Raw genomic sequence first — 9,118 nt, 5'->3', positions numbered from 1 at the left:
TGATCGCCGCTGCGACCCCGATCTCGCTGATCCGGATGAGGGCGCGCAAGCAGCGGAGCAGATTGCGCGACCTGTGGCCGGATGCCGTCGACAACATCACCTCAGGAGTACGTGCCGGCCTGGCCCTGCCGGAAGCCTTGGCGCAGTTGGCGGTCCGCGGGCCTGAGGCGCTTCGCCCGGCCTTTGCCGGGTTCGCAGAGGACTATCGCGCCACCGGGCGATTCCACGAGTGCCTGGATCGGCTCAAGGACTCGATGAGCGACCCGGTTGCCGACCGCCTCATCGAGTCACTTCGCATAGCGCGAGAGGTCGGCGGCAGCGATCTCGGCAAGCTCTTGCGAACCCTCTCGGCCTTCCTGCGCGAGGACGCCCGCACCCGTGCGGAGCTCGAGACTCGGCAGAGCTGGACGGTCAACGCGGCTCGCCTCGCGGTCGCGGCACCGTGGATCGTCCTCGCGATGCTGGCTCTGCGGGGCGGGTCGCTGCAGGCCTACGCAGCGCCAGCCGGTTGGGTCGTGCTCGCCTTTGGTGCAGGCCTCTGTGCGGTGGCCTACCGAGTCATGGTGTGGATCGGGCGGCTCCCAGAAGAGGAGCGGGTGCTGCGGTGAAGGAGCCGGTGCAGCTCATCAGGGAGCTGGTCCTGGGCGGGTGGTCGTGGGCAGGCGCGGCTGCCGGCGTGGTTCTGCTCGCTGGACTGTCGCTGATCGTGGCCGGGCTCCCTGTCTCCCGTCGCCCGGGCCTGGACGCACGGCTTGCTCCGTACCTTCGGGACGCGCCGCCACCGTCGCGGCTGCTCGGATCCGGCTCGGCGATGCCCCGGGTCCTCGGCCTCGGTGAGATTCTCGCGCCCTCCCTGCGGCGGCTCGGAGACGGCATGGAACGGGTCCTCGGAGGCGCCCCGTCGGTGGCCCGTCGCCAGATGCGCGCCGGGCGCCCAGCGGACGTCGAGCGATTCCGGGCGGAACAGGTGATCTGGGCGACCGCCGGAGGGATCCTCGGCCTCGTCGGCGGCGGCATGGTCGGGCTGTCCAAGCGCCACCTGTCGGTCCCTGTTCTGGTCATGTTGGCCGTCATCGGATTCGCCCTGGGAGCGATCCTGCGTGATTACGCCCTGAGCCACACGGCACGTCGGCGTGAGCAGCGCATGTTGGGTGAGTTCCCCACGGTCGCAGAGTTGCTCGCGTTGGCAGTGAGCGCAGGCGAGGGAGCTACCGGAGCACTCGAGCGGGTCTGCCGGCTGTCCAACGGGGAGCTCGCCGACGAGCTGCGCCGATGCCTGGCCGACGCTCGTGCCGGTGCCAACCTGCCAAGCGCCCTGCAGGGCCTCGCGGACCGGACCGGCCTGCCGAGCCTGAGCCGGTTCGTCGACGGAATCGTGATCGCAGTTGAGCGGGGCACGCCTCTTGCAGAAGTCCTCCGCGCCCAGGCTCAGGACGTACGGGAGGACGGCCGACGCGTGCTCATGGAGCAGGGCGGCAAGCGGGAGATTCTCATGATGGTGCCCGTCGTCTTCCTCATCCTGCCGGTCACCGTGCTGTTCGCCATCTACCCAGGTCTGAGCTTCCTCCGCTTCGAGCTGTGAACCATTCCAACCACGCAGCTGTATCCACCACGACAGGAACGAGGAGAACCCACGATGCGCACGAGGAACATGACGACGCGGCTCGCCCGCTGGGCAGAGAGGCGGCTGGGACCCGCTCTTCGTGAGCCGTCTGATCGGGGTGACGTGCCGGGCTGGGTGCTCATCACCCTGATGACCGCCGGACTCGTGACGTTGCTCTGGGCCGTCGCGGGCGACCAGCTCGAGACGCTCTTCACCGATGCGATCGGCAGCGTGAGCGGGCCGGGTGGTCGCTGAGGCATGGCCGTCCTTGGTCAGCCGTCCGATCGCGACGGGGCTGGATCGGAGGACGGCTCGGCGATTGCCGAGTTCGTCATGGTGGCAGCGCTGTTGCTGTTCGTTGTCCTCGCCGTCCTGCAGATCGCCATCGCGCTCTATGTCCGGAACACCCTGATCGTATCGGCGTCAGAGGGAGCCAGGTTCGGGGCCCGTGCAGATGCCGCGCCCGGCGACGGCGTAGACCGGACCACGGCTCTCATCGCCTCCGCCTTGAACCCCTCGTTTGCAACGGACATCTCGGCCGAGACGACGACGACTCGTGAAGGCGTCAGAGTCGTCGTCGTCACTGTCGTCGCGCCGCTCCCGCTGATCGGGCCGATCGGCCCGGGGGACGGGTTCAACGTGCAGGGGAGGGCCTTCAGCGAGGAGCAGGTGTCCGCCGCTGCGGGCCCGAGCCAGCCGTGAACCTGCCCAGGCCGCGGCGGACCCCGGGCGAGGAAGGGCGCGCCATCGTCGAGTTCGTGTTCCTCGGCATCCTCCTGCTCCTGCCGCTGACGTACCTGGTGCTCACCCTCGCGCGGATCCAGGGCGCTGCCTTCTCTGCATCGCTCGCCGGTCGAGAGGCAGGGCGAGCCTTCGTCACGAGCGGCGAGGACGAGCAGGCGCACGCCCGCGCCGTCGCTGCGGCGACCATCGCGTTCGAGGACTTCGACTTCGACCGTGACGCGATGCTGTCGGTCAGCTGTGACGGCTCGCCCTGTCTCCGACCTGGAGGCGTGGTCACCACCACCGCGGTCATCGACGTGCAGCTGCCCCTCATCCCCGACTTCCTCGCCGGGAGCATTCCCGGCTCGGTCATGATCTCGTCGACGCACGTCGCGAGCGTCGACACCTATGTGGCGCGATGAGAGGCCCGCTGCCGTTGCGCCCACCCAGAGAGGACGGTCAGATCGCCGTCCTCATCCTCGGTCTCTTCGTCGTCGTTCTCGTCTTCATCCTCGGTGCGATCGACGTGACCACAGCCCAGCTGGCACGGATGCGCCTGCTGGACACAGCCGATGCGATCGCCCTCGACGCGGCCGACGCGCTCGACATCGGAGCCGTCTACGAAGGCGGCGTCGAGGGGCCCCTCGTACTCACTGACAATTCTGTCCAGGAGGCGGCGACAGCCCACCTCTCGCGGACGCCCCGACCCATCGGAATCAGCAGCTGGAACCTGCAGGCTCCCACGGGCACGCCGGACGGGCTCACTGCCGAGGTGACCCTGAGTGGCCGGGCGACGCTGCCGATGAGCGGATGGATCCTCGAGTCACTGGGCGGCGGCGTCACGATCACCGTCACCTCACGAGCCCGCGCGCCCTTGCTGTGACTGCACGGTGATCCACAACGAAGGCCGGCCACGGCCACCTCCTACGCTGAGGACATGACCCGGAGCGCGGCCCCGCACCCGGGCTTCTCCGCGTCATTCCCCGCTCTGCGCAGCCTGTTCGCCATCCGCCCGTTCCGAAAGCTGTTCATCGCCGGCTCGCTCTCCAGCTTCGGCGATTGGCTGGCCCTGCTGGCCACGACCGCCCTGGCCGCGGAGCTGGCCCAGAACGGAGTGGGCCAGTACCTCGCCGTCTCGGGGGTCTTCATCCTCCGCATCGCCCCCGCCATCATCCTCGGCCCGCTCGCCGGCGTCGTCGCCGACCGTCTCGACCGGCGCAAGACGATGGTCATGGGGGACCTGCTCCGTTTCGCGCTCTTCGTATCGATCCCGCTCGTCGGTCAGCTGTGGTGGATGTACATCGCGATCGTCCTGATCGAGTGCGTCTCCCTCTTCTGGAACCCGGCCAAGGACGCGACGGTGCCGAATCTCGTGCCCCCCAAGCGTCTCGAGTTGGCCAACCAGCTCAACCTCATCGGCAGCTACGGCACGGCTCCCATCGCGGCGCTCGTCTTCTCCGGGCTGTCCCTCGTCGGCCAGCCGCTCCACAACCTCATCCCCGGGATCGACCCCGAGGGCATCTACCTGGCCATCTACGCCAACGCCGCGACGTTCCTCGTCAGCGCGTGGATCGTCTGGAGGCTGACGTTCCCGCCACGGGCGGCGCAGGAGGAGCTCAAGGGCGAGTCGGTCGTCCGGAGCATCGCCGACGGACTGCTCATCCTGAAGGAGCGGCCCTTCGTCCGCGGCCTCATCGCAGGCATGCTCGGCGCCTTCGCCGGGGGAGGCCTCGTCATCGGCCTCGCCACGCGCTTCGTCGGGGACATGGGGGCCGGCGCACCGGGCTACGGCCTGCTCTTCGTCAGCGTCTTCAGCGGGATGGCGCTCGGGCTCATCCTCGGTCCACGAGTCCTCCGGGGCTTTTCCCGCGCAAGGCTTTTCGGCGCAGCCCTCACGGGTGCCGGCATCGTGCTACTCGTCCTTGCCCTGGTGCCCACGTTCCTGCTGTCCCTGCCGCTCGCGCTCCTCCTCGGCGCCTTCGTCGGCGTCGGCTGGGTCGTCGGCTACACGCTCATCGGACTCACCGTCGAGGACGAGATCCGCGGACGCACGTTCGCCCTGGTCCAGTCACTCGACGGTGTCGTCCTTGTCCTCGTGCTCGCCGTCGCACCGCTCATCGCCGCGATGTTCGACACGCTCCTGGGCCTCCCGGTCACCGTCAACCTCGGCGGGCTGGAGCTCACCTACACCGGCGCCATGGTCACCTACCTGCTCGCCGGGTTGGCCATGATCGGGTCCGGCGTGTGGGCCTGGCGGAGCATGAACGACCGGCCCGGCGTCTCGGTTCTCGCCGAGCTGCGGGAGGTCAGGCGACGGCGAGCGGGCTAGTCAGGGTCTAGTCGGACGGCTGCGGCACCGAGCAGCCGACCTGCGGGTCGAGCCCGAGGTAGTTCAGGGGCCCGGCGATGATCGTCAGCGCCGCGCTGCCGACGCGGCTGCAGGTCGGCTCGGCCGAGCCGAAGTAGCCCCGCTGGAAAGCGGCAGCCACGCCGATGAGGAGCCAGATGACGATCACGATGGTGCTGACGCGGGTGCGAGATCTGGTGCGGACGGGCATGGTCACCTTTCGTGGAGAGTCGGGCATCACCGGGTTGGTGATGCTGGCCCGGGCGGCTCTCGAAGGTGCTTGACGCCCAAGCGCGCCCACCCCTTACCCAGAAGCGGCTCGCAATCGCATCTGGAGGGACGAATGACGGGACGAGGTGTTGCGGCTCGTGCGTGAGCACCTGGCTTGACCGGGTTTGGTCCCGTCATCGCTCCCGTGCCGCTGCTGACGAACCACGCCGCACGGCCACGTGACGGGGGAGCGAGCCCAGCGGCATACGGCCCCATCGTTGTCCTGCCGTAGGCTGTTGCATCGTGGCTGTTGACTTCACGCAAGAGATCAAGGAACTGCGCGCGACGATGGACTCGGTGCGCGGGGTCACCGACCTCGACGCCCTCGGCGCACGGATCGCCGAGCTGGAGAAGCAGGCAGCCGCCCCCAACCTGTGGGACGACCCCGACAAGGCGCAGCAGGTGACCTCCGCCCTCTCCCGCGCCAACTCCGAGCGCGACCGCGTGCTCGCCATGGACGGCCGCGTCGAGGACCTCGAGACGCTCGTCGAGATGGCCACGGAGGAGTCCGACCAGGACACCATGGATGAGGCGGAGCGCGAGCTGGCAGCCCTGAAGAAGGACGTCGGCGAGCTCGAGGTGCGCACCCTGCTCGGCGGTGAGTACGACGAGCGCGACGCCGTCGTGACGATCCGGGCCGGGGCCGGCGGCGTCGACGCAGCCGACTTTGCCGAGATGCTCATGCGGATGTACCTGCGCTGGGCCGAGCGCCACGGCTACTCGACGAAGGTGATGGACACGAGCTACGCCGAGGAGGCCGGCCTCAAGTCGGCCACCTTCGAGGTCAACGCCCCGTTCGCCTACGGCCACCTCGCCGTCGAGGGCGGCACCCACCGCCTCGTGCGGATCAGCCCGTTCGACAACCAGGGCCGGCGCCAGACGAGCTTCGCAGCGGTCGAGGTCATCCCGCTCATCGAGAGCACCGACAGCATCGAGATCCCCGAGAACGAGATCAAGGTCGACGTCTTCCGGTCGTCGGGCCCCGGCGGCCAGAGCGTCAACACGACCGACTCCGCTGTGCGGATGACGCACCTGCCGACCGGCATCGTCGTGTCGATGCAGAACGAGAAGTCCCAGATCCAGAACCGCGCCGCCGCACTGCGCGTCCTCCAGTCCCGCCTGCTCCTGCAACGCAAGGCGGAGGAGGCCGCGGCGAAGAAGGAGCTCGCCGGCGACGTCAAGGCGAGCTGGGGGGACCAGATGCGCTCCTACGTGCTCAATCCCTACCAGATGGTCAAGGACCTGCGGACCGAGTACGAGACCGGCAACCCGGCCGCGGTCTTCGACGGCGACATCGATGGGTTCATCGAGGCCGGCATCCGCTGGCAGATCGGGCAGAAGAAGGCCGCCACGGTCTGAGCGCGCCACGCCCGAAACGTCGGTAACACCGGATTCGCGGGGTCGGCCCTTAGCCTCGAAGAGAACCACGAAAGCTGCCGTATGCCGCTGAGCGCGGTCCCAGCCCAGCGCTGGCTCCGCGCCCGGCGCCACTGCGGCCATTGCCCCAGACGAGCGAGCCAGGGAAGCCGATGATCCTCTTCGAGCAGGTGACGAAGACCTATCCACGGACGCAGCGGCCCGCTCTCGACGACGTGTCGCTCGAGATCACCCGCGGCGAGTTCGCCTTCGTCGTCGGGGCGTCCGGCTCGGGCAAGTCGACGCTGCTCCAGCTCGTCATGAAGGAGCAGGACGCGACCGCGGGTCGCATTCTCGTCGCCGGTCGCGACCTGGCCCGGCTCCCGGACCGGAAGGTGCCGGCTCTGCGCCGGGAGATCGGCTTCGTCTTCCAGGACTTCCGACTGCTGCCCAACAAGACGGTCCACCAGAACGTCGCCTATGCGTTGCAGGTCCTCGGTGCGTCGCGGTCGCGGATCCGCCAGATCGTGCCGGAGACACTGGAGCTCGTCGGCCTCGCGGGGATGGGGAAGCGCCTGCCCCACCAGCTCTCGGGCGGCGAGCAACAGCGGGTCGCCATCGCTCGGGCGTTCGTCAACCGTCCGCCGATCGTGCTCGCCGACGAGCCCACCGGCAACCTCGACCCGGATACGAGCCTCGAGATCGTCAAGCTGCTCGACCGGATCAACCGCACCGGCACGACGGTCGTGATGGCTACCCACGACACGGCCACGGTCAACGCGATGCGCAAGCGCGTCATCCGTCTCGACGAGGGCGTCCTCGTGGCCGACGTCGAGACGGGGGACTACACCACCGGATCGATCCCGCGGGTCGAGCTCGAGCCGGCGCATCCGGACGACCTGCCAGACCCGCTCCAGGAGGAGGCGCTCGACGCCGTCGAGGCTTACGAGGAGGAGGGCGAGCTGCCGCCGATCGGCCGCGACGCCGACGAGCCGCGCGAGCGGTTCTCGGTCTTCCGCCGCCACCAGCCAGAGCGCTCGAGCACCCACTGAGCTGGCAGAGCGATGCGACTCCAGTTCCTCCTCGGTGAGACCGGCAACGGTCTGCGACGCAACCTCTCGATGGCGGTCTCCGTCGTCATCGTCACGATGATCTCGATGTACCTGCTCGGGCTCGGCGTGATGGGACAGCGCCAGGTCGACACGATGAAGGACTACTGGTACGACCGGGTGCAGGTGACGGTCCTGCTCTGCGCGGAGAAGACGCGCTATCCCAACTGCGCCGGCCAACCGACGACCGACGAGCAGCGGGCCACGATCAAGGGGGAGCTCGAGGCGCTGCGCCCGACGGTGAGCGAGATCTTCTACGAGTCACGGGACGACGCGTTCGGCAGGTTCAAGCAGACGTACCAGAACTCGCCCCTCGCCCGTGCGGGTGAGTCGTACTTCGCCGACTCCTATCGCGTGAACCTGTCCAACCCCGGGAAGTTCGACATCGTGGCCAGTTCCATCAAGGGCATGCCCGGCGTGGCCGACGTGCAGGACCAGAAGAAGCTGCTCGAGAAGTTCTTCACCTTCATGAACACCGTCTCCTGGTCGGCCATCGCCCTCTCCTCGCTCATGGTCCTCGCGGCGGTCATGCTGATCTCGACGACGATCCGGCAGGCCGCCTTCAGCCGGCGGCGCGAGACCGGCATCATGCGGCTCGTCGGGGCGTCGAACTTCACCATTCGCTTCCCCTTCGTCATGGAGACGGTCCTCGCGAGCGTGGTCGGGGCGGGTCTGGCCATGCTCATGCTCTGGGCCACCGTCAAGTACGGCGTGGTCGGCTTCCTCAGCACCACCCTGACCGACACGGCATTCATCGGCGTGGCGGACGTCGCCTCTGTCGCGCCCGCCATCGTGGTCGGCGTCGTGGTGCTCTCGACGGTCACCTCCTGGGTGACGCTCCGGCGCTACCTCCGGGTGTGACGGACCGCCCGAGCACGGACCAAAGCCGTGCGCGGCGAGGAGGCGCTCGGGGACAAACCCGGCGACGCATCTCGCGCCCAGGGTGTTGCCTGTGGTACCAATGAGTCATATGTGGCTAGTGAGACCGTCGAGCATGCCATCTCGAAGGGCCCGGTGGACCGCCTTCGGGGCGGCAGTGGTGTGCATCGTGTCCCTGGCCGGCGGGGTCGGCGCCCGTGCTGATGACGTCGCCGACCAGAAGCGCAAGGCGGACCAGCGCATCGCTGCCCTGAGCCAGCAGCTCGAGGGCACCGGCGCCGCCCTGGCCAAGGCGTACGTCAACCTCGAGAAGACCCGCGCGGCCATCCCGGTCGCGCAGCAGCAGCTCGCCCAGTCCCAGGCCGCGCTCGCGAGGGCGCAGCAGGCACAGGCACAGGCCGAGGCGACCGAGGCCCGCGCCATCGCCGCCGAGGCGCAGGCGCGCGCCCACAACGAGGCGGTGGCCCAGAAGCTCGCCGTCGCACAGGCCAACGAGGCACGCGCTGCTGAGAAGCTCAAGAAGACAGGGACCGAGCTGGCGTCGTCGCAGGACGCGCTCGATGCCTACGCCGCCGAGGTCTTCCAGGGCGGAGCCGTCACGGAGTCGCAGCTCGGCATGGTCTTCGGCTCGACGTCTCCCCAGGACTTCGCCAACCGACTCGTCATGGCGGACACGGCCAGCGCCGTCGCGAGCGACACGATCGACAAGCTCGCGGCCATGACCGCCGACAGCACCGCGACCAAGGCCTACCTGACGTCGGTCCGCGCCGAGGTCGCCGAGCTCAAGCGGCAGGCCGAGGCGGCGCTCCGCGCGGCCGAGGCGGCCAGTGC

11 protein-coding genes and 1 pseudogene are annotated in these 9,118 nt (G+C 69.0%); 11 read left to right on the top strand and 1 reads right to left on the bottom strand.

The features are described 5' to 3' along the window. The 7 genes from VIR15_RS19855 to VIR15_RS19825 form a co-directional block, all read left to right on the top strand. Positions 1–608: type II secretion system F family protein (locus VIR15_RS19855; RefSeq protein ID WP_331930980.1), on the top strand; the 608-nt coding region annotated here is incomplete at its 5' end. Beyond that, positions 605–1,582 carry a type II secretion system F family protein gene (locus VIR15_RS19850; RefSeq protein WP_331930978.1) on the top strand — a complete coding sequence of 326 codons (978 nt, stop codon included), beginning with the start codon at positions 605–607 and terminating at the stop codon, positions 1,580–1,582. The genes VIR15_RS19855 and VIR15_RS19850, both read left to right, overlap by 4 nt. A 54-nt stretch (positions 1,583–1,636) precedes the next feature. Next, a complete protein-coding gene (locus VIR15_RS19845) occupies positions 1,637–1,858 on the top strand; it encodes a hypothetical protein (protein ID WP_331930976.1) in 222 nt (73 codons plus the stop codon). Positions 1,859–1,861: 3 nt separating this feature from the next. Next, a complete protein-coding gene (locus VIR15_RS19840) occupies positions 1,862–2,305 on the top strand; it encodes a TadE/TadG family type IV pilus assembly protein (RefSeq protein WP_331930974.1) in 444 nt (147 codons plus the stop codon). Next, complete coding sequence (locus VIR15_RS19835) at positions 2,302–2,748, top strand: pilus assembly protein (protein ID WP_331930972.1); 447 nt, start codon at positions 2,302–2,304, stop codon at positions 2,746–2,748. The genes VIR15_RS19840 and VIR15_RS19835 overlap by 4 nt, the downstream gene beginning before the upstream one ends. Next, a complete protein-coding gene (locus VIR15_RS19830; protein WP_331930970.1) occupies positions 2,745–3,209 on the top strand; it encodes a pilus assembly protein TadG-related protein in 465 nt (154 codons plus the stop codon). Before VIR15_RS19835 ends, VIR15_RS19830 begins: the two co-directional genes overlap by 4 nt. 54 nt (positions 3,210–3,263) lie before the next feature. Then, positions 3,264–4,655: an MFS transporter gene (locus tag VIR15_RS19825; protein ID WP_331930968.1), complete on the top strand. Its 1,392-nt coding sequence runs from the start codon at positions 3,264–3,266 to the stop codon at positions 4,653–4,655. A 7-nt stretch (positions 4,656–4,662) separates the two neighbouring features. On the opposite strand, the gene VIR15_RS19820 is transcribed toward VIR15_RS19825, so the two are convergent. Further along, the gene (locus tag VIR15_RS19820; RefSeq protein WP_331930966.1) at positions 4,663–4,884 is read right to left on the bottom strand and encodes a hypothetical protein; all 222 of its coding nucleotides are present in this window, start codon (positions 4,882–4,884) and stop codon (positions 4,663–4,665) included. Positions 4,885–5,186: 302 nt separating this feature from the next. Here VIR15_RS19820 and prfB point away from each other — a divergent pair, with 302 nt between their 5' ends. The 4 genes and pseudogenes from prfB to VIR15_RS19800 all read left to right on the top strand — a co-directional run. After that, positions 5,187–6,302: a peptide chain release factor 2 gene (prfB, locus tag VIR15_RS19815; protein ID WP_331930964.1), complete on the top strand. Its 1,116-nt coding sequence runs from the start codon at positions 5,187–5,189 to the stop codon at positions 6,300–6,302. Between the two features lie 170 nt (positions 6,303–6,472). After that, complete coding sequence (gene ftsE / locus VIR15_RS19810) at positions 6,473–7,351, top strand: cell division ATP-binding protein FtsE (RefSeq protein WP_331930962.1); 879 nt, start codon at positions 6,473–6,475, stop codon at positions 7,349–7,351. A gap of 12 nt (positions 7,352–7,363) precedes the next feature. Beyond that, positions 7,364–8,269 (top strand): permease-like cell division protein FtsX, encoded by a 906-nt coding sequence (gene ftsX, locus VIR15_RS19805; RefSeq protein ID WP_331930960.1) that lies wholly within the window; start codon positions 7,364–7,366, stop codon positions 8,267–8,269. A 133-nt stretch (positions 8,270–8,402) separates the two neighbouring features. Further along, positions 8,403–9,118: pseudogene (locus tag VIR15_RS19800) on the top strand (M23 family peptidase); the annotation flags it as partial.

This window comes from Intrasporangium sp., assembly GCF_036566125.1.
GTDB lineage: Bacteria > Actinomycetota > Actinomycetes > Actinomycetales > Dermatophilaceae > Intrasporangium.
The sequence above is the reverse complement of the archived record's forward strand: the minus strand, read 5'-3'. Positions and strand labels throughout refer to the sequence as shown.

What these genes read in the sequence shown, in the direction of transcription:
- VIR15_RS19825 (WP_331930968.1), top strand. Translation starts at nt 3,264, where the DNA reads ATGACCCGGAGCGCGGCCCCGCACCCGGGCTTCTCCGCGTCATTCCCC.
- ftsE (WP_331930962.1), top strand. Translation starts at nt 6,473, where the DNA reads ATGATCCTCTTCGAGCAGGTGACGAAGACCTATCCACGGACGCAGCGG.
- VIR15_RS19840 (WP_331930974.1), top strand. Translation starts at nt 1,862, where the DNA reads ATGGCCGTCCTTGGTCAGCCGTCCGATCGCGACGGGGCTGGATCGGAG.
- VIR15_RS19830 (WP_331930970.1), top strand. Translation starts at nt 2,745, where the DNA reads ATGAGAGGCCCGCTGCCGTTGCGCCCACCCAGAGAGGACGGTCAGATC.
- VIR15_RS19820 (WP_331930966.1), bottom strand. Translation starts at nt 4,884, where the DNA reads ATGCCCGTCCGCACCAGATCTCGCACCCGCGTCAGCACCATCGTGATC.
- ftsX (WP_331930960.1), top strand. Translation starts at nt 7,364, where the DNA reads ATGCGACTCCAGTTCCTCCTCGGTGAGACCGGCAACGGTCTGCGACGC.
- VIR15_RS19845 (WP_331930976.1), top strand. Translation starts at nt 1,637, where the DNA reads ATGCGCACGAGGAACATGACGACGCGGCTCGCCCGCTGGGCAGAGAGG.